We start from the raw sequence: 18,485 nt of genomic DNA, 5'->3' as shown, positions 1-18,485 counted from the left end.
CCACCACGTCGACCGCACCCGCCACCACCTGCACCGCCTCGCCGACCGGCTGCACCGCCTCGACGGCCGCCGCGGCCCGCTTCCCGCCGTCCCGGCGACCAGGTGCTGTCCTTCCTGGCGCTGACCCGGCTCGGCGCGATCCCGGCCCTGCTCAACCCGGCGCTGGACGCGGACACTTCGGCCCGCTACCTGCGCCGGCTGAACGCGACCGGGCTGCTCGCCGACACCGCGCACGCCAAGGCCCTGGCCGGCCTCGACTGCGGTGCGCCGCTGCTCGCCGACACCGCCGAACTCGCCGACGGCGAACCGGAGTCGGCGCCCGCCCCGTACCGGTACTGGCCCACCGATCCGGTGGCGATCACCCACTCCTCGGGCACCACCGGCCTGCCCAAGGCGGTGCTGCACTCGCACCAGAGCCTGTACGCGGCGATCCGCCACCGCCTGCTGCTGCCCCGCCCGCAGGGCATCGACCGGGTGCTGAGCGCGCTGCCGGCCGCGCACGCCGCGACGCTGATCGCGGTCAACCTGGCGCTCAGCTTCGACGCCCAGCTCTACCTGATCTCCCGGCAGACCGGCCCGGCCGTGCTGGACGCGATCGAGGGCTGGCGGCCGCAGGGCGTGTACGGCTTCGCCACCACCTGGGCGGACCTGGCCCGGCAGGACCTCGCCGCCCGCGACCTGTCCTCGGTCGGCCTGTGGTGGAACACCGGCGACTGCGCGCACGAGGCGCACATCCGCCGCCTGGTCGCCCAGGGGTCCCGGGTGACCGCCACCCGGCAGGGCCGGATCCGCACCCCCGGGTCGGTGTTCATCGACGGCCTGGGCTCGTCCGAGATGGGCCACTCGCACTTCCACATCACCCACACCGTCGACTCCGAGCGCTACGACCGCTGCGTGGGCCGCCCGCACGCCTTCGTCGACTGCGCGGTCCTCGACCCGGACGGCAACGAGCTCGGCCCGGGCGAGGTCGGCGAGCTGGGCACCCGCTCCCCCACCCTGTCGCCCGGCTACTGGAACGACTCGGTCACCACCCACCGCACCCGGGTGCGGGACTACTTCCTCACCGGCGACCTGATGTACCGGGACGAGGACGGCTACTACTACCACGTGGACCGCGCCGTCGACACCGTCGACCTCGGCGACGGCCGCCGCCTGCACACCGCCGCCAGCGAGGAGCGCGTCCTGGCCGCCTGCCCGGACGTGCACGACTGCACCGTGGTCGCCTTCCGCGCCGGCGGGCGGACCGTCGCCGACGTGCTGCTGCAGCTCGACCCGGCCGCCGACCAGGACGCCGACCGCACCGCCGAGGTGCTCGCCGCGCTGGAGCCGCACGTGGCCGCCGTGGTCCGCACCGTGCTGGCCGTCCCGGACGGGCGGATCCCGCTCGGGCCGACCGGCAAGGTCCGCAAGGTGCTGCTGCGCCAGCGCCACCTGGCCGAGCACGCCGCGGCCGCCTCCGCAGCCGAGGCCCGATGAACACGGTCGCCGCGCAGGTCACCGGCATCGGCTGGGTGACGCCGCTGGGCCGCGCCGTCCCGGAGGTGTTCGCCGCGCTGGCGGCCGGCCGTTCCGGGCTGAGCGCCCCGCCGGAGGACCACCCGGCGGCGGGGTGGCTGAGGGTGGCGGGCATCGCCCCGCACGTCCCGGCCACCGAGGTGCTGCCGCCGACCGAGACCCGGGTCGCCGACCGGTACCTGCTGCTCGCCCTGGCCGCCGCCGCGGACGCCCTCGCGGACGCGAAGCTGACGATCCGTCAGGACACCGACCCGGAGCGGGTCGCGGTGGTGCTGGGCACCGGCGGCGGCGGGCTGGAGAGCTACGAGTCGCAGGCCGTCGGGCGGCGAGAGCGCGGCCGGGCCGCGGTCAGCCCGTACCTGCTGCCGGGCATGCTCTCCAACATGGCGGCCGCCCGGATCGCCATCACGCACGGCATCCGCGGCTACAGCTCCGCCGTGATCACCGCCTGCGCGGCGGGCGCCCAGGCGATCGCCGAGGGGCTGCGGCTGATCCGCGGCGGCGAGGCGGACGTGGTGGTGTGCGGCGGCGCGGAGGCCCCGCTGCACCCGACGATCTCCGCCGCCTTCGACAACTCCCGTGCGCTGGCCGCCGGTTGGGACGACCCGACGCAGGCGTCCCGGCCGTTCGACGCCCGCCGCAACGGCTTCGTGCTGGGCGAGGGCAGCGCCGTCCTGGTGCTGGAGAGCGTCGCGCACGCCGAGGCCCGCGGCGCCGGCGGCTACGCGTCGCTGGCCGGCTGGGGTGCGGCCACCGACGCCCACCACCCGACCATGCCGCGCCCGGACGGCGCGGGCGCGGTCTCCGCGATGCGGGCCGCGCTGCGCTCGGCGGGCCTGGAGCCGTCCGCCGTGGACTACGTCAACGCCCACGGCACCGGCACCAGGCTGGGCGACCGGGCGGAGGCGGCGGCGCTGCGCGAGGTGTTCGGCGCGCACGACCCGTGGGTCAGCTCGACCAAGGGCGCGACCGGCCACCTGCTGGGCGCCTCGGGGGCGGTGGAGGCGGCGGTGTCGGCGCTGGCCGTCGCCGAGGGCGTGATCCCGCCCACCCGCAACCTCGAACAGCCGGACGGGAGCTGCGTGTTGCGGCACGTCCGCGGCGCGGCCGAGCACGGCGCCGTGCGCCACGCCCTGTCCAACTCGATCGCGTTCGGCGGCCACAACCTGAGCCTGCTGTTCGGGCCGCCGAGCATCACGGCCAAGCACCTCGGAGGGACCTCATGACCGTGCCGGGCATCGCGTACACCGAACTGTACGTGGAGGACGCCCACAAGTACGCCGCGCGGCTGCGCGACGACTGGGGCTTCACGCTGAGCGAGCCGGCCGGGGCCGCGCCGGGCACCACCCGGGTGGTGGCGCACCAGGGTTCGATCCGGGTGCTGCTGACCTCCGCGGTGGAGGCCGAGCACCCGGTCGCGGCCTGGGTCCGGCGGCACGGCGACGGCGTCGCGGTGATCGCGCTGCGGCACGCCGACGCGGTGGCGGCGGCCGCGGCGGCCGAGCGGGCGCGGGACGCGGGCGGCGGCTGCCCGGACGGGGCGGGCACGGTCTTTGGCTTCGGTGATCTGGCGCTGCGCTTCGTCGGCGCGGAGGACCTGCTGCCGGCGGGTGAACTTCCGGGCGAGGGAGCGCTGTTGTCGCTGGACCACGTGGCGGTGGTGGTGCCGGGCGGGCAGTTGGAACCCGCGGTGGAGTGGGCGGTGCGCGGGCTGGGCTTCCGGGAGGTCTTCCGGGAGTACGTGGAGGTCGGCGACCAGGCGATGGACTCCCGGGTGGTGCAGAGCCCGTGCGGGACGGTCACCTTCACCCTGCTGGAGCCGGACACCTCGCGGGCCGCCGGCCAGATCGACGGTTTCCTGGAGTCGCACGGCGGCGCGGGCGTCCAGCACCTGGCGTACGCGACGGGGTCGATCACCGCCGCGGTGCGGGAGCTGGCGGCGCGCGGGGTGGCGTTCCTGAGCACGCCGGGCGCCTACTACGAGCAGTTGGAGTCGCGGCTCGGGCCGACCGCCATCCCGGTGGCCGAACTGCGGGACACCCACGTGCTGGTGGACCGGGACCACGGCGGCGAGCTGTTCCAGATCTTCGCCCGTTCCACCCATCCGCGCCGGACCTTCTTCCTGGAGCTGGTGGAGCGGCGCGGCGCGGGCAGCTTCGGCACCGCGAACATCAAGGCCCTGTACGAGGCGGTGGAGCGCGAGCGCGCCACCGCGGACAGCTGAGCAGAGGGGAGAGGGAAGTGACCAGCGCCATCGAGCAGTTCGCGTTGACCGAGGAGGAGGCGGCGCTGCTGCCGAGCGTCGAGGAGGTGCTGCAGTACGCGGAGCGCGGCTGGTACCTGTCCCGGCGGCTGTTCTCCGACGCCGAACTGGACGCCCTGCAGGCCGCCACCGAGCGCTACTACGCGGGCGAGCGGGACCGCGGACTCCCGGCCCGGCCGCCGCATCTGGCGTCCTGGCAGCCCGCGGACGGGCCGGTGCAGCGGCACAACGACTACGTGCACTACGAGCACGGGGAGATCGGCCGGATCCTGCGCAAGCCGCTGCTGGGCGCGGTCGCGGCCCGCCTCGCGCAGGCCGAGGAGATCCGGCTGTTCCAGTCGACGCTGATCTACAAGCCGCCGGTGCCGGGCGAGCCGAGCAACGTGGTGCCGTGGCACTTCGACAAGCACTACTGGCAGACCTCCACCTCGCAGCGGATGCTGACGGCGTTCCTGCCGTTCCACGACTGCACCGAGGAGATGGGCACCATCACCATGGTGGACGGCAGCCACCGCTGGGAGGAGCGGCCGGGCGGCGACGACTCGACCCGGCACTTCGCCGCTCGGGACCGCTCGGAGCTGGAGCAACTGCTGCACGAGAACGCCGAGTTCAACGGGACCGAGGTGCACACCGTGCCGGTCGAGATCCCGCGCGGGCAGGTCTCCTTCCACCACTGCCGGACGTACCACGGATCGGGCCCGAACCGGTCCGCGCAGCCGCGCCGGGCGGTGTCGCTGCACCTGCAGGACGGGTCGAACCGGTACCGCCCGTTCCTGCGGCCGGACGGCTCGCCGGTGGTGTACAACCACGACGCGGTGGTGCGGCGGGACGCGAACGGCCTGCCGGACTACGCGGACCCGGAGTTCTGCCCGGTGCTGTGGCGGTCGGAGCCGGGGCGGTCGGAGCCCGGGCGGTCGGGCCGGTGAGCCTGCCGCACCTGGCGGACCCGGCGGGCCGCTACCGGACGATGCGGCTGATCCGCTCGTTCGAGGAACTGGCCCTGGAGTGGGTGCGCTCGGGGCTGGTGGTCGGCGGCACCCACCCGTACAGCGGGCAGGAGGCGGTGGCGGTCGGCGTGTGCGCCGCGCTCGACCCGGCCGACCGGCTGACCTCCACCCACCGCGGGCACGGCCACGTGCTGGCCAAGGGCGCCGACCCGGGCCGGCTGCTGGCCGAACTGCTGGGTCGGGTGGACGGGTTGAACGGGGGCCGGGGCGGTTCGATGCACGCCGCGGACTTCTCGTTGGGCATCCTGGGCGCCAACGGCATCGTCGGCGCGGGCGCGCCGATCGCGGTCGGCGCGGCCTGGGCGGCGCAGCGGCGCGGTGAACCGACCGTGGTGGCCTCGTTCTTCGGCGACGGCGCGCTCAACCAGGGCGTGCTGCTGGAGTCGTTGAACCTGGCCTCGATCTGGCGGGCGCCGGTGGTGTTCGTCTGCGAGAACAACGGTTACGCGACGACGCTGCCGGCCGCCGCGGCGGTGGGCGGTTCGGCGTGCGGCCGGGCGGCGGCGTTCGGCATCCCGGCCGAGACGGTGGACGGGATGGACGTGGAGGCGGTCCGGGCGGCGGCCGAACGGGCAGTTCAGCGGGCCCGTTCGGGCGGTGGTCCGTCGTTCCTGGAGTGCCTGACGTACCGGTTCGAGGCGCACCACACGATGGAGCGGCGCTTCAAGCTGGCCTACCGCACCACCGAGGAGGTGGCGTCCTGGCGGGAGCGCGACCCGCTGGCAACCGGCCTGCCGGAGGCTGCGGCGATCGACCTGGAGGTCGCCGAACTCCTTTCCAGTGCAGCGGAGTTCGCGCTCGCCTCGGCGGAGCCGGATCCGGCGACGGCCACTGACCACCTGTACGCGAGCGGGCTGCGGCCCCGGTCGGGAGCGGCCCTGTGACGCTGTTGTCGTACGCCAAGGCGATGAACCGGGCGCTGGCGGACGCGCTGGCGGCGGATCCGGCGGTCTGCGTGTTCGGCGAGGACGTCGGCGCGGGCCTGGCCGGGCTGACGCTGGGCCTGCAGCAGCGCTTCGGCGCCGAGCGGGTGGTGGACGTGCCGCTGTCCGAGCAGGCGTTCACCTCGGCCGGCATCGGGGCGGCGCTGACCGGGATGCGTCCGGTGGTCGAGTTGCAGATCCCGTCGCTGCTGTTCCTGGTGTTCGAGCAACTCGCCAACCAGGCACACAAGTTCTCGCTGATGACGGGCGGCCAGGCCCGGGTGCCGCTGACCGTGGTGGTGCCGGGTTCGGGTTCCCGCAGCGGCTGGGCGGGCCAGCACTCCGACCACCCGTACGGCCTGTTCGCGCACGTCGGCATCAAGACGCTGGCGCCCGCGACGCCCACCGACGCGTACGGGCTGCTGAGTTCGGCGATCCGGGACGACGACCCGGTGGTGCTGTTCGCCCCGGCGGGCGCGCTGGGGGTGCGCGAGGACGTGACGGCGCCGCTCGTCCCGGTGCCGCTCGGCGAGGCCCGGATCCACCGCGCGGGCACCGACGTGACGGTGGTCGCGGTCGGCCACCTGGTGCACCAAGCCCTGGCGGTGGCCGAGGAGTTGGCGGACGAGGTGTCGGTGGAGGTGCTCGATCCGCGCACCCTGTACCCGCTGGACCGGGCGGCCCTGGTGGATTCGCTGCACCGCACCGGCCGGCTGGTGGTGGCCGACGACTCCAACCGCTTCGCCGGTTTCGCCGCCGAGGTGCTGGCCGTCGCCGCCGAGGAGTGCCGCCTGCTCGCCCCGCCCCGCCGGGTCACCCGCCCGGACGGCGCGGTACTGCCGTTCGCCCTGGCCCTGGACCGGGCCCTGCAGCCGAGCGCCGAGCAGCTGCGGGACGCGGTCCGGGCCGTCCTGAAGTAGCCGCCTCGAAGTGACTGCCTCTTCGGGCAGTCACTCTCCGAGACGTACCACCGCTGCGTCCACCCCGCGTAGTGTCCACCCGCCCCACCCTGCCACAGCACACGAGGAGAGCAGTCATGAGCGACCGCTACCACTGGGACCGCAGCCACCCCGGCCTGACCGCCCTGCGCGAGTCGATCGAGGAGGTCCGCCGCGAGGTGGTCTCCCACCCGATGTACCTGTCGCTGGACAGCCTGGAGAAGGTGCGGACCTTCCAGCAGACCCACGTGTTCGCCGTCTGGGACTTCATGTCCCTGCTCAAGTGCCTGCAGCGGCAGCTCACTTGCGTGAGCCTGCCCTGGCTGCCGGACGGTCCGACCGCGAGCCGCCGCCTGATCAACGAGATCGTGCTGGTCGAGGAGAGCGACGAGCTCGGCGAGGGCTACACCAGCCACTTCGAGCTGTACCTGGACGGCATGGCCCGGGCGGGCGCCGACACCGCCCCGGTCGAGGCGTTCCTGGCCGCGCTGCGCTCCGGCCTGCCGGTCGCGCAGGCCGCGAAGGAGGCCGGGATCCCGGAGGCGGCGGCCGCGTTCACCGCCGTCACCTTCTCGATCATCGAGGACGCGCCGGTGCACTGCCAGGCCGCGGCGTTCGCGTTCGGCCGGGAGGACCTGATCCCGGAGATGTTCGAGCAGGTGGTCCGGATCGACGACGCCGAGGGCAGGTTGGGCGTCTTCAAGGACTACCTGGCCCGGCACATCGAGGTGGACGGCGAGCAGCACACCCCGATGGCGATGCAGATGCTGATCGACCTGTGCGGCGACGACGCCGAGCGCTGGGAGGAGTGCGGGGCGACGGTCCGCGCCGCGCTGCGGGCCCGGGTCGCGCTGTGGGACGCGATCACGGCCGCGCTGTGACGCGGTGACGCGCACGGCGCGGAGCCCGGCCCCCGGAGCGGCTCCCCCTGCTCCGGGGGCCGGGCCCGAGGACGTCATCCACCGCTTCCCGCGCGGCAGTTGACGTCCTCGGTCCGGCGGTCAGCCCTGGCCGAGCCACATGTCGGGGCCGAAGACCTCGTAGTGGATGTCGGCGGCGGGCACGCCCGCGGCGAGCAGCTGGGTGCGGACGGCGCGCATGAACGGCAGCGGGCCGCACAGGTAGGCGACGGCGTCGGCGGGGACGTCCAGCGCGGTCAGGTCGACCAGGCCGGTGCGTCCGGCGGGCCACTCTCCCTCGGGGCGCTCGTACCAGACGTGCGCCTCGCCACCGGGGAGCTTGTCGACCAGCTGGGCGAACTCGTCCCGGAAGGCGTGCGCGGACTCCTGCCGGTCGCCGTGCACCGCGATCACCTTGCGGGCGGCGCCGGTCTCGGCGAGGTGGGTGAGCATGCCGACGATCGGGGTGCAGCCGATGCCGGCCGAGGCGAGCACCACCGGCCGGTCACCGTCGGCCAGTTGCACGTCGCCGAACGGGGCGCTGACCAGCAGGGTGGCGCCCTCGTCGACGTGCTGGTGCAGGTGGTTGGAGACCTCGCCGGCCGGGTCGCCGGCCACCTTCTTGACGGTGATCCGCAGGCCGCCCTCGGGCCGGCCGGACAGGCTGTACTGGCGGATCTGGTGGGCGCCGTCGGGGAGTTCGACCTGCACCGAGACGTACTGGCCGGGCTTGTGCGCCGGGACGGGGCCGCCGTCGGCGGGGCGCAGCAGGAAGGTCGCCACGTCGGCGGTCTCGGCGGTGCGGGCGACCACCGTGTAGGGGCGGCGCTCGCCGCGGGTGCCGCTCTCCTCGTACAGGCGGGCCTCGATGGCGATCAGCGCGTTGGCCATCAGCCAGTACACCTCGTCCCAGGCGGCGGCGACCTCGGGGGTGACGGCGTCGCCGAGCACCTCCACGATGGCCGCGAACAGGTGGGTGTGGACCACCTGGTACTGCTCGGGGGCGATGCCGAGCGAGGCGTGCTTGTGGGCGATCCGGGCGAGCATGGCGTCCGGGCGCTGGTCGGGGTGCTCGACCAGGGCGGTGGCGAAGGCGGCTATCGAGCCGGCCAGCGCCTGGCGCTGGCTGCCGTCGGCCTGGTTGCCCCGGTTGAACAGGTCGCGCAGCAGTTCGGGGTGGGCCGCGAAGAGCCGCTCGTAGAACGAGCCGGTGATCTCCCCGATCGCCGCACCCACTGCGGGGAGGGTGGCGCGCACGGTCTCCGCGGACTTCTCGGACAGCATCCGAAACTCCAAACTCGCATCCAAGATGCGCATTTAACGGTGTGGAAAACCTACTGCTGGACTTGCTGCTGCTGGACTTGCCGTTGCTGGACCTGCTGTTGCTGGACCCGCTCTTGTTGGACCTGCCCGCCACCGGGCCCGCCGCTCGCCGGCGCCCACCCCGATGCTCGTCGGGCGGACGGCTACGCGGAAGGGCCGAACGGCCCCGGCCCCGGCGGGCCGGACGGACCGAGCGGATCGAGCGGGCTGAGCGGGCCGGACGGAGCGGGCAGGCTCGGCAGGCCGAGCAGGACCGGACCGCCGGACTCGCCCGACCCTCCCGCTCCGCCCTCGCCGCCCTCGCCGCCGACCAGGTCGTCCACGGTCAGCGGGTCGAGCGAGGCGTAGAACGCCTCCTGCGCCCGGCGCAGCGCCCCGCGCAGGCGGCAGGAGTGGCGCAGCGGGCAGGGCGGCTCGTCCTCGCAGCCGACCACGTCGCCGACGCCCTCCAGCTCCCGGACGATCCGCCCGAGCGATCCGGTGCGCCCGGCGGCGGTCAGGGCGAGCCCTCCGCCGCGGCCGCGCCGGGCCTCGACGACGCCGAGGTGCTGGAGGCGGCTGACCACCTTCGCCGCGTGGTGGTAGGGGACACCGACCGCCTCGGCCACCTCGCGGGTGGTCGGGGTCTGGTCCTCGTCCAGCACCGCCAGGCGCATGGCGATGCGCAGCGCGATGTCGGTGCTCTTGGTCAGCCTCACGGGCCCGACTCTAGCCAATTGCGCATCTTGGATACCAATTACGCCGCTGTCTGCTGCGTCACGCTCCGCCGCGCCTCCACCGCACTCCCGCCGTACCGGGCACCGGGCACCGGGCACCGGGCACCGGTGATCCTGCTCACCCCCGTGCGGCGCACCGGCCGACGGCCGTACCGCCCCGCTAGCCTCGGGTGACGCCCGGCCGTTCTCCCCGCGACCGGGGCCGCACCCTTCCCGCTCCCCCCGCTCCCCCGCTCCCCGCTCCCCCGCTCCCCCGCTCCCCTTCCGACGGAGGCTCTGGTGACGGCACGCCAACTCCTCGACCTGCTGGTCGATCCCGGCACCTTCCGCAGCTGGGACGAGCCGGTCACCGCCGAGCACGCCGACCCCGGCTACCGGGACGCGCTGGCCCGGGCCCGCGAGCGCACCGGCCTGGACGAGGCCGTGCTGACCGGACGCGCCTTGCTGGACGGGCGCCCGATCGCGCTGGTCGCCTGCGAGTTCGCCTTCCTCGGTGGCTCGATCGGCGTGGCCACCGCCGAACGGATCACCCGCGCCGTGGAGCGCGCCACCGCCGAACGCCTGCCGCTGCTCGCCCTGCCGGTCTCCGGCGGCACCCGGATGCAGGAGGGTTCGGCCGCGTTCCTGTGCATGGTCCGGGTCACCGCCGCCGTCCACGCCCACCGCAGCGCGGGTCTGCCCTACCTGACCTACCTGCGCAACCCCACCATGGGCGGGGTGTTCGCCTCCTGGGGCACCCTCGGCCACCTGGTGCTGGCCGAACCGGGCGCCCGGCTCGGCTTCCTCGGCCCCCGGGTGTACGAGGAACTGCGCGGCGAGCCGCTGCCGCCCGCCGTCCAGCGCGCCGAGACGCTGGCCGCGCACGGCCGGCTGGACGCGATCGTCCCGCCCGAACGGCTGCGCGCCTTCCTGGCCCGCGCCCTCACCGTCCTCACCGCCCGCCCGACCGCCCGTCCGACCGCCCCCGTTCCCGCACCCGCACCCGTCGCCGCACCCGCGCCCGCCGCCGGGGTTTCCGCCGCCGGGGTTTCCGCGGCCCCCGAAGTCCCGGACGCCTGGGAGTCGGTGCTGCTCAGCCGCCGCCCCGACCGGCTGTCCGCGCTCGAACTCCTGCACCACACCGCCGAGTCGCTCCTCCCGCTGGACGGCGACAGCGCACTGGTCCGGGCCCTGGCGCTGATCGGTGGACGCCCCGTGATGGTCGTCGCCCAGCAGCGCCAGGGCCCGGACCAGCCCCAACTCCCGTTCACCGCAGCCGATCTGCGGGCCGTCCGGCGCCAGACGCAGATCGCCGAGGAGCTCGGCATGCCGCTGCTCACCGTGGTCGACACCACCGGCGCGGAACTCTCGATCGAGGCCGAACTCGACGGCGTGGCCCTGGAGATCGCGCACTGCCTGACCACCCTGGTCGGGCTGCGCACCCCCGTGCTGGCCGTCCTGCTCGGCCAGGGCAGCGGCGGCGGCGCGCTCGCCCTGCTGCCCGCCGACCGGGTGATCGCCGCCCAGCACGCCTGGTTGGCCCCGCTGCCGCCCGAGGGCGCCTCGGCGATCGTCCACCGCGACGGCGAGCACGCGCCCCAACTCGCCCGCGCCCAGGGCATCACGGCCGCCGAGCTGACCGCCACCGGCCTGGTCGACCTGGTCGTCCCCGAGAGCGCCGACCCGGCCGACCTGCGCGAACGCCTCGGCGCCGCCGTCACCGCCGCGCTGGCCGAACTCGCCGAACTCCCGGACGCCGAACGCCTGGCCGCCCGGGCCGCCCGCAACCGCCGCCTCGGCGGCCCAGGTTCAGGAGACACCCCGCGATGAACACCACCGACCCGCTGGTCCCCGCCCTGGCCGGCGTGCTCGCCGACCTGCTGCGCTTCCTCGACGAGTGCGAGGACGACGAGGTCGCCGACGACACCGCCGTCGGGCTGCTGGAGAACGTCGCCGGAGAGCTGAACAGCCTCCCGCCGGCCCAACGCGAGCGCCTGACCGCCGTGTTCACCGACCTGGCCGCCGCCGAACCCGACCCCGGTCGCCGCACCGCACTCGCCGAACTCCCGTACGCCTGCGGCCTGGTGGAGGAACCGCCCGCCTGAGCAGCCCCCACTGCTCGACGGCGGCGGCGGCCGCGATAACGGCGCGCCCTTCCCGGAGAGCCGCCCTAGGATCCTGTGCATGTCCCACCCTGACGACCGCGAACACGTCCAGAGCCTGTTGGCGCGGGTGGCACGCCGTTCGGACGCCGCGCCGGTGGTCGAGGCCGCCCGCGCCGCGCTGTCCGGTGGCGACCTCGGGTTCGTGACCGGACTCGGCCTGGCCCTGGCGGCCCGCTGCACCGACCCGCGCGCCGCTGCCCAACTGGACGCCTTCCAGCAGCTGTTCGAGCTGGTCGCGGCCACGCCCGGGCCCGAGCACGCCGCCCTGGCGCTGGGCCTGCTCGCGATGCTGCCGCCCGGTACCAGGCGCCACACCCGCCACCAGGTGTCCGTGCTGGCAGCGGACCGTCCCGCCACCGACCTCGCGGCGGCGTTCAGCGGGCCGACGGCCGAGCGGCTGCGGCTCGCCCTGGTACGGGAGTTGGAGCTGCGCGGTACCGATCCGACCGGCGTCCCGGAGATCGCCGCCTGGCTGGACCACCGGCGGCGCACCCGGCGCCCGCTGCAGTCGGCCACGGCACCGGGCACCGCGCCGCTGCCCCGGTTCGGCGCCCCGGCGAGGGAGTTGTGCCTCGGGCCGAACCACGGCGGCCCCTTGCCCCCCATCGGCCCGACCGCACCGCGTCCACCGGTCGAGGAGGTCACCGACCGGGAGACGGCCGACGCGCTGGGTTCGGCCACCGCCTGCTGGTCGAACGGCTCCAACGGCCGCACCGAGGCCCGGGTCTTCCGCTTCCGCACCCCGCTCGCCGCACCCGCCACCCCCGTCACCCCCGACCTGCTCCGCACCGTCCTCACCGGCCTCGCCCTCGACTGCCTCGACCACTCCCGCGGCCTCCGCAGCGGCCGGAGGCGCACCCGCCACCCCGCCGGCCTGGCGGTGCGGGCCGTCGAGGCCGAACAGGTGTGGCACCTGCTGCACGCGGCCGCGACCGGTGGCGGCGCGTACAGCCGCGGCCTCGACGAGGCGTCCGGACGGCTGGCCGCCTGGCGGTCCCTGGCCGCGCTGGCCGACTGCCCCGGGACGGCGACCACCGACGAGGTCGAGCTGGCGGCGGACGAGCACCTCTGGTTCGGCTTCGAGTCCGACAGCCCGTGGTTCGGCCAAGTAGCCTGGGACCTGGGCGTGTTGTCCCTCTCCTCCGATTTGCGCCGACTGGCCGTCCTGGCCGCGACCGACACCGACTGACCGTGCCGGTGTCCGTCCGGAGGCCGCGCCCCCTACCGGGCGGTCCTGACCGCCCGGCTTCGGCGTCCTGCCGGTTCACGGCCCCGGTTCACGGCCCCGGTTCACGGCCCGGTTCTCGGCCCGGAACGCTAACGGAGCGCGTTCGCCAGCGATTTGGTCAGGACGCACGTGAACCCGACCTCCACTTCAGCGCCGTCGTCGCGGCGCAACTCCCGGTCGCACAGGGCGTCCAGCAGGTCCTCCAACGGAACGACGGTGCCCTCGGCACCCCGCTCCGCGACGTGCAGCACCTCGATCGTCCCCGCCCGGACCAACCGGACCAGCGGGGCGGTGTCCGCCGCGACGAAGGCCCGCAACTCCTCGCCCGCCAGCTCGGCCGGCGGCTCGGCGAGGACGTTCCACAAGCCGGTCAGCCAACCGCTCGCCTCCACGGCACAGGTCACGATCGCGCTCTCGTCCCCGGTCAGCTCCAGCTCGTGGACGGTGCCGGGGGCGTCCGGCGCGTACGCCGCGGCCTCCCAGCGGCGCCGACCCTCCGCGGTGACCCGCAGGGACAGGACGGGCAGGTCGGCGCACCGCCCCCGGGGCAGCAGCCAGGTCGCCGGGTCGGCCAGCACCCCAGTCAGCTCCGGGCCGGTGACGGCCGGGCCGTCCTCCTGGACGAACGGGGTGCTCAGCGCCCGGCGGACCGTCAACCACCCGCCCGCGACCAAGCGGTGCGCCGCCGCGGCCAGCTCCGGCACCCGCGCCAGCTCCTCCGCGGGCGAGGCGTTGCGCCGCCGGGGCACCTCGGACGAGCCCGCCCAGCGCAGTACGGCGGTGACGTGCGCCGCGCTGCCGCGCGGGCTCGTGCCGTCGACGGCGCGGCGGACCAGCACCTGTTCGGTGACGGACAGGTCGTCCCAGCTCTCCACGGTCTCCACGATCTCCACGGCAGCCGATCCTGGCACACCCACCGGCCCCGACCCACCCGGTTTTCGGCCGCGGACCGCCGGGGGGACGCGCAGGTCAGGCCCGGGCCGCCTCGCTCCGCCACCGGCCGAGGACGTCGTCCGCCCCTTCGAACGACTCGCCGCCCGCACGGCCCACCGCACCTGACCCGCGCATCACCCCGGCGAGCCGCTCGAACCGGTCCCGCCCCTCCCACCTGCCGTCCGTGGGAGCGCCCCGGCCGGCGTGCCGGGTCAGCCGGTCACCGACTCCCACCTGACCTCGCCGTCCTGCCACCGGTCGGTGGGAACGAGCCCGGCCGCGGCGGCGACCGCCCCGGACGCCGCGTGCTCCGGGTGGACGTGGGCGACGACCGTCCGCACCCCGTGCCCGCGCAGCCAGCCGACCAGGCCCCGGGCCGCTTCGCTCGCGATGCCGCGCCGCTGCCAGCGGGTGCCCACCGTCCAGGCGATCTCCGCGACGGCCCCGCCGCCGTCCGGGGTGACCGTCGCCTGGACGGTCCCGACCAGGCACTCCTCGTCCCGGAGCCGGACCGCCCAGTTGCACCAGGACACCGAGGGCTCCGGCGCACCGGCCGCCCAACGCTCGTAGCGGGCCCGCAGGAGTTCGGCGTCCTCCGGAGCGCCCCCCGGTGAAGGCGTGCAGCGCCGGATCGGCCAGCACCGCCGCCAACTCCTCGGCGTGCTCCGGCCGCAACGGCAGCAGGGTCAGCCGCTCGGTGCGGACGGTCTCGGCTTCGAACGTGCTCACACTGCCTCCTGGACGGAACGTCCGACGAGTATCCCGCGCCTCTCCCCCGGCCCCCGGCCCCCGGCCCCGTTCACCGCGGTGCGGACAGCCACTCCTCCAGGACCTCGAAGTCCCCCTCCGCCAGGCCCACCCGGGGATCGATCCGGAGCAGCAGTGCGGGCCCGTCGTGGTGCGCGGCCACCCACGCGCGGTCGGCCGGCCCGATCTCGTCGTCCACCCAGGCGAACGCACCACCGCCCGCGTGCGCCACCAGGAGCGGTGCCTTCCAGTGCACTCCGGGCGGCAGGGCCTCGGCGGCGTCGTCCGGTTCCTCGATCACCGGCAGCGGCGGCAGCCCGAGCAGCGGCGCCACCCAGAGGTTGGCCTCGTGCTCCCAGGTCGTCGCCCACACCGGACGGCACGGCAGCGCCGCGATCCGCGCCCCGCACCGCGGGTCCAGCCTGGCCAGCAGGGGATGGCCGGCCGCCTCCGCCCCCAGCACCTCCCGGATCCGCCGCTCGCTCAGGTGCTCCGGCCGGCTCCCGGCCGGCCCGCCGAACGGGATCAGCGGCCCGTCGACGTCCAGGTACAGCAGCGGCAGGGGCGACCGGGACGGCGGGCGTGGTTCCATCCCCCGCATTCTGCCCGCCCGCCACCCCAGGAGGCGTGATCCTGCGCTTGTCGTGGTCCGTCTGTGGGTACTCCGTTGGCTGAACCGCGTAGCGCATCGCGGAACGGGCCAGCGACGGAGGCCCGCGTGAAGCTAGTGTTCATTGCCAAGGACCCCCACACGAATGGGGAGAACTGCCCCACTGTTTGGGTGGACCCGGAGACGCGCGACATTGTGATCCAGGGGTGGAAGGCCGATGCCGACACCGAGGCCGAATGCCTCGCGGTGGGGCACATCCCGGAGTCCGAGGCGGTCGTTCGAGTGCCTGCCCGGATGGTGGCCGCGATCAGGGAGGCTTGTAGTGTCGCAGAAGGTGCCGACCTTCGCTGAGTTGCTGGGGGGCAGCCGACGCAGTGCCGTTCACCTTGAGATGCGCGACGTGTACGGCGTCGCGGAGGAGGACGCCGATTTTGCGGCTTGGAAGGCCGGCCACCGCCACGACCCGGACGACCGGGCATCTTGGTGGAACCCCTTCCTGGCGACCGTTTCAGAGGCGGCCGCCAGGGGAGTGGAGTTTCGCCGGGCCCGGGTCGTTTCGGTGCCCGTGACCGACTACATCCGGTACGAGCATTCGTGCACGTTCCAGAACATCGCAGCGGGGGAGTCCGTTCGCTGGCTTCCTCGACGGCTGGCCTCTGATCTGATGCTGCCGGGCAATGACCTCTGGCTCTTCGACGGCAGGGTTGCGAAGTTCGGTCTGTTCTCCGGTGACGGCTCGTTCTTGGGCAACGTCATGAGTGACGACCCTGAGGTGGTCAAGCGCTGCGTGGACGCCTTCGAGGCGGTGTGGGAACGCGGCACCCCCCATCAGGACTTCAAGATCTGACGCTCTCGCTCCCATGGCTCGATCCCCTTCCTCCAGTGTTCAAGCGGCCCGCGATGCGGTGGCTGCACGACTGCACGAGCTTCGCCAGGATGCTGGTCTCAAGCAGGTGGACATCGCCGTGCGCACGGGCTGGCACGGTTCGAAGGTGTCCCGCATCGCCAGTGGAACGACTCAGCCTTCCGACACGGACATTCGGGCGTGGTGCTCGGCATGTGGTGCCGACGATCAGGCCGACGACCTGATCGCGGCATCGCGTGCCGCCGACACCATGTACGTCGAGTGGCGTCGCGTCCAACGGGCGGGCCTGCGGCGGGTGCAGGAGTCCCGCGTGCCGCTGTACCAGCGCACGCGGCTCTTTCGCGTCTACTGCTCGAACGTGATTCCCGGGTTGTTCCAGACCGAGCCGTACGCAACGGCGCTGCTACGGGCTATCGCTCGGTTTCATCGAACTCCTGATGACGTGGCGGAGGCCGTTGCGGCACGGCTGGCCCGTTCGGACGGCGTGGTGAGGGAGGGTGACCACCGGTTCGCCGTCCTGATCGAAGAGTCGGTGCTGCGCAACCGAGTCGGCGACTCGCAGACCATGGCCGGCCAGCTCGGGTACTTGCTCACGCTGATGAGCCTTCCCCGCGTTTCGCTCGGCATCGTGCCGTTCTCCGCCCGACGCGAGGTGTGGACCTTGGAGGCGTTCAACGTCTTCGATGACCAGCGGGTCCATGTGGAGCTGCTCACGGCCGCTGTGACCGTCACCGCGCCTACGGAGGTCAAGCAGTACGTCCGGGCGTTCGGGGAGTTGGCATCGCTTGCGGTGTACGGCACAGCTGCGCGGTCCCTGATCTCGGAGGCGATCAACACCCTGGAGTGATTGACGTAGAACTCCGTAGAACTTCGTGGCGCTTCGCCTTCAGACCTCCCTACCGTTCCGAGTGCGGATCAGGGCTACGAACTTCCGTTCCGGCCGACCCGGGAAAGAACGGCCGGGGCGGGCAGCACCACCCGGCGGGCATTCGTCCGCCGGTCCCCACCAGCACGGAGGTACTGAGATGGGCAAGCGCGGTGGCGGCACCGGTTCCGGCGACGGCGGCAAGCAGCAGGACGACAGCAACAAGGGCTCGGGGCACGGCGGCGGCGGCTCGGACGAGGGCGGCAATACCTCGGACGGCCAGAACCCGGCGGGCGGTAAGTAGCCGGTGACCGGCGAGACGCGCAGGGAGGCGGGCCCGCGGGAGCTCGCCTCCGCGCTGGTGGCCAGCGGCGCACTCCACTCGGACTGGCTCCCCTCTTTCGAGGCCGTGCCCCGCGAGCAGTTCGTCCCGGACCGCATCTGGCCGGGCATCGCGGACGGCACGAAGCAGAACCCCGTGGTGTACCGGTCGAAGGACCCCGAGGCGTGGCGCAGCGCGGTCTATTCGGACATCCCGCTGACGACGCAGTGGGACGACGGCGACCACGAGGGCGACGGCATCGGAGTGACCCCGAGTTCGTCCAACTCCATGCCGACGATGGTCGTCTCCATGCTCCGGGACCTGGGCGTGCGTCCGGGGGACCGGGTGCTGGAGATCGGCACGGGTACCGGGTGGAACGCGGGCCTGCTGGCCCGGCGGCTCGGGAACGCCAACGTGGTGAGTATCGAGTACGACCCGGAGGTTGCCCGGGGTGCCCGGGAGAACCTGGGCCGGGCCGGACTCGTGCCGACCGTGGTGGAGGGCGACGGCCGGGCGGGCTGGTCGCCGGGCGCTCCCTACGATCGCATCATCGCCACCTGCTCCCTGCTGGAGATCCCTGCGGCCTGGCTGGAGCAGTCGGCCCCCGGCGCGGTGATCGTGGCCCCGTTCGGCACCGAGTACGGCGGTGAGCAGATCGTCCGGCTGACCGTGAACGGCGACAGGACCCGGGCGGTCGGCGGCTTCACCGGCGGGTCGGCGTTCATGCGGATGCGTCAACAGCGCACCGAAAGACCTCTGTTCGAGGAGTACCTGCACGGGGTGGAGTGGCCGGCCGACGGCATGAGGAGCACCACGACGCTGTCCCCGCGGGATACCGGCGACTGGTTCCAGCAGTTCGTCATCGGTCTCGGGGTTCCGGGCGCGTTCTGGCGGGCCGAGCGCTACGACAACGGTGCGTACACGCTGTGGATCTACAGCCGCGACAAGCGGTCGTGGACGTCCGCCGACTTCGAGCACGGCCGCACGGAGTACGAGGTGTACCAGGCCGGTCCACGCTGCCTGTGGGACGAGGTGGAGGCCGCCTACCGCTGGTGGGACAACCAGGGCCGCCCCGGACACGAGCGCTTCGGCCTCACCGTCACCCCCGAGGGCCACACCGCGTGGCTCGACAGCCCCGACAACCCCGTCCCCACCCGGAGATGACCGAACGCCGCGGCTCCGGTCGC

General features: G+C 74.1%; 19 protein-coding genes and 1 pseudogene. 15 read left to right on the top strand and 5 right to left on the bottom strand.

Annotated elements, in window-relative coordinates; all coding sequences use genetic code 11:
* Positions 1-102: 102 nt before the first annotated feature.
* From ACWEO5_RS13390 to ACWEO5_RS13360, 7 genes are all read left to right on the top strand, one after another.
* Positions 103-1,476 (top strand): AMP-binding protein, encoded by a 1,374-nt coding sequence (locus ACWEO5_RS13390; protein WP_452162530.1) that lies wholly within the window; start codon positions 103-105, stop codon positions 1,474-1,476.
* A complete protein-coding gene (locus ACWEO5_RS13385) occupies positions 1,473-2,741 on the top strand; it encodes a beta-ketoacyl-[acyl-carrier-protein] synthase family protein (RefSeq protein ID WP_452162529.1) in 1,269 nt (422 codons plus the stop codon). Before ACWEO5_RS13390 ends, ACWEO5_RS13385 begins: the two co-directional genes overlap by 4 nt.
* A complete protein-coding gene (locus tag ACWEO5_RS13380) occupies positions 2,738-3,739 on the top strand; it encodes a VOC family protein (protein WP_452162528.1) in 1,002 nt (333 codons plus the stop codon). The genes ACWEO5_RS13385 and ACWEO5_RS13380 overlap by 4 nt, the downstream gene beginning before the upstream one ends.
* Before the next feature lie 17 nt (positions 3,740-3,756).
* The gene (locus ACWEO5_RS13375; RefSeq protein ID WP_452162527.1) at positions 3,757-4,704 is read left to right on the top strand and encodes a phytanoyl-CoA dioxygenase family protein; all 948 of its coding nucleotides are present in this window, start codon (positions 3,757-3,759) and stop codon (positions 4,702-4,704) included.
* Positions 4,701-5,669: a thiamine pyrophosphate-dependent dehydrogenase E1 component subunit alpha gene (locus ACWEO5_RS13370; RefSeq protein WP_452162526.1), complete on the top strand. Its 969-nt coding sequence runs from the start codon at positions 4,701-4,703 to the stop codon at positions 5,667-5,669. Before ACWEO5_RS13375 ends, ACWEO5_RS13370 begins: the two co-directional genes overlap by 4 nt.
* Positions 5,666-6,628, top strand: coding sequence for an alpha-ketoacid dehydrogenase subunit beta (locus ACWEO5_RS13365; RefSeq protein ID WP_452162525.1), 963 nt, complete (start codon positions 5,666-5,668; stop codon positions 6,626-6,628). The genes ACWEO5_RS13370 and ACWEO5_RS13365 overlap by 4 nt, the downstream gene beginning before the upstream one ends.
* A gap of 116 nt (positions 6,629-6,744) precedes the next feature.
* A complete protein-coding gene (locus ACWEO5_RS13360; RefSeq protein ID WP_452162524.1) occupies positions 6,745-7,527 on the top strand; it encodes a DUF3050 domain-containing protein in 783 nt (260 codons plus the stop codon).
* Positions 7,528-7,647: 120 nt separating this feature from the next.
* Here the strand turns inward: ACWEO5_RS13360 and ACWEO5_RS13355 are convergent, their stop codons facing one another.
* Positions 7,648-8,862: a globin domain-containing protein gene (locus ACWEO5_RS13355; protein WP_452162523.1), complete on the bottom strand. Its 1,215-nt coding sequence runs from the start codon at positions 8,860-8,862 to the stop codon at positions 7,648-7,650.
* A gap of 149 nt (positions 8,863-9,011) precedes the next feature.
* The gene (locus ACWEO5_RS13350; RefSeq protein ID WP_452162522.1) at positions 9,012-9,566 is read right to left on the bottom strand and encodes an RrF2 family transcriptional regulator; all 555 of its coding nucleotides are present in this window, start codon (positions 9,564-9,566) and stop codon (positions 9,012-9,014) included.
* A gap of 297 nt (positions 9,567-9,863) precedes the next feature.
* Here ACWEO5_RS13350 and ACWEO5_RS13345 point away from each other — a divergent pair, with 297 nt between their 5' ends.
* The 3 genes from ACWEO5_RS13345 (at position 9,864) to ACWEO5_RS13335 (ending at position 12,917) form a co-directional block, all read left to right on the top strand.
* Positions 9,864-11,393, top strand: a complete 1,530-nt coding sequence (locus tag ACWEO5_RS13345; protein WP_452162521.1) for a carboxyl transferase domain-containing protein — start codon at positions 9,864-9,866, stop codon at positions 11,391-11,393.
* Positions 11,390-11,668 (top strand): hypothetical protein, encoded by a 279-nt coding sequence (locus ACWEO5_RS13340; protein WP_452162520.1) that lies wholly within the window; start codon positions 11,390-11,392, stop codon positions 11,666-11,668. The genes ACWEO5_RS13345 and ACWEO5_RS13340 overlap by 4 nt, the downstream gene beginning before the upstream one ends.
* A gap of 79 nt (positions 11,669-11,747) precedes the next feature.
* Positions 11,748-12,917, top strand: a complete 1,170-nt coding sequence (locus ACWEO5_RS13335) for a DUF6183 family protein (RefSeq protein ID WP_452162519.1) — start codon at positions 11,748-11,750, stop codon at positions 12,915-12,917.
* A 128-nt stretch (positions 12,918-13,045) separates the two neighbouring features.
* On the opposite strand, the gene ACWEO5_RS13330 is transcribed toward ACWEO5_RS13335, so the two are convergent.
* From ACWEO5_RS13330 to ACWEO5_RS13320, 3 genes and pseudogenes are all read right to left on the bottom strand, one after another.
* The gene (locus ACWEO5_RS13330; protein WP_452162518.1) at positions 13,046-13,849 is read right to left on the bottom strand and encodes a hypothetical protein; all 804 of its coding nucleotides are present in this window, start codon (positions 13,847-13,849) and stop codon (positions 13,046-13,048) included.
* A 252-nt stretch (positions 13,850-14,101) separates the two neighbouring features.
* Positions 14,102-14,618 (bottom strand): annotated as a pseudogene (locus ACWEO5_RS13325) (GNAT family N-acetyltransferase).
* Between the two features lie 70 nt (positions 14,619-14,688).
* On the bottom strand, positions 14,689-15,228 hold the full coding sequence (locus ACWEO5_RS13320) for a hypothetical protein (RefSeq protein WP_452162517.1): 540 nt from the start codon (positions 15,226-15,228) through the stop codon (positions 14,689-14,691).
* A 126-nt stretch (positions 15,229-15,354) separates the two neighbouring features.
* On the opposite strand from ACWEO5_RS13320, the gene ACWEO5_RS13315 reads away from it, so the two are divergent.
* The 5 genes from ACWEO5_RS13315 to ACWEO5_RS13295 all read left to right on the top strand — a co-directional run bounded on the left by ACWEO5_RS13315 (position 15,355) and on the right by ACWEO5_RS13295 (position 18,462).
* Positions 15,355-15,597 carry a hypothetical protein gene (locus tag ACWEO5_RS13315; protein ID WP_452162516.1) on the top strand — a complete coding sequence of 81 codons (243 nt, stop codon included), beginning with the start codon at positions 15,355-15,357 and terminating at the stop codon, positions 15,595-15,597.
* Positions 15,569-16,093: a DUF6879 family protein gene (locus ACWEO5_RS13310; protein ID WP_452162515.1), complete on the top strand. Its 525-nt coding sequence runs from the start codon at positions 15,569-15,571 to the stop codon at positions 16,091-16,093. Before ACWEO5_RS13315 ends, ACWEO5_RS13310 begins: the two co-directional genes overlap by 29 nt.
* Positions 16,094-16,106: 13 nt before the next feature.
* On the top strand, positions 16,107-16,958 hold the full coding sequence (locus ACWEO5_RS13305) for a helix-turn-helix domain-containing protein (RefSeq protein WP_452162514.1): 852 nt from the start codon (positions 16,107-16,109) through the stop codon (positions 16,956-16,958).
* Between the two features lie 178 nt (positions 16,959-17,136).
* On the top strand, positions 17,137-17,280 hold the full coding sequence (locus tag ACWEO5_RS13300; RefSeq protein ID WP_363605038.1) for a hypothetical protein: 144 nt from the start codon (positions 17,137-17,139) through the stop codon (positions 17,278-17,280).
* Positions 17,281-17,283: 3 nt separating this feature from the next.
* Positions 17,284-18,462: a methyltransferase domain-containing protein gene (locus ACWEO5_RS13295; RefSeq protein WP_452162513.1), complete on the top strand. Its 1,179-nt coding sequence runs from the start codon at positions 17,284-17,286 to the stop codon at positions 18,460-18,462.
* The last annotated feature ends 23 nt before the right edge of the window (positions 18,463-18,485 follow it).

Source organism: Kitasatospora sp. NPDC004272, from assembly GCF_053603035.1.
This window is presented reverse-complemented; position numbering and strand designations above follow the sequence as displayed.

Coding starts and splice junctions, on each gene's coding strand:
- ACWEO5_RS13385 (WP_452162529.1), top strand. CDS start 1,473: ATGAACACGGTCGCCGCGCAGGTCACCGGCATCGGCTGGGTGACGCCG.
- ACWEO5_RS13380 (WP_452162528.1), top strand. CDS start 2,738: ATGACCGTGCCGGGCATCGCGTACACCGAACTGTACGTGGAGGACGCC.
- ACWEO5_RS13360 (WP_452162524.1), top strand. CDS start 6,745: ATGAGCGACCGCTACCACTGGGACCGCAGCCACCCCGGCCTGACCGCC.
- ACWEO5_RS13355 (WP_452162523.1), bottom strand. CDS start 8,862: ATGCGCATCTTGGATGCGAGTTTGGAGTTTCGGATGCTGTCCGAGAAG.
- ACWEO5_RS13340 (WP_452162520.1), top strand. CDS start 11,390: ATGAACACCACCGACCCGCTGGTCCCCGCCCTGGCCGGCGTGCTCGCC.
- ACWEO5_RS13335 (WP_452162519.1), top strand. CDS start 11,748: ATGTCCCACCCTGACGACCGCGAACACGTCCAGAGCCTGTTGGCGCGG.
- ACWEO5_RS13320 (WP_452162517.1), bottom strand. CDS start 15,228: ATGGAACCACGCCCGCCGTCCCGGTCGCCCCTGCCGCTGCTGTACCTG.
- ACWEO5_RS13305 (WP_452162514.1), top strand. CDS start 16,107: ATGGCTCGATCCCCTTCCTCCAGTGTTCAAGCGGCCCGCGATGCGGTG.
- ACWEO5_RS13300 (WP_363605038.1), top strand. CDS start 17,137: ATGGGCAAGCGCGGTGGCGGCACCGGTTCCGGCGACGGCGGCAAGCAG.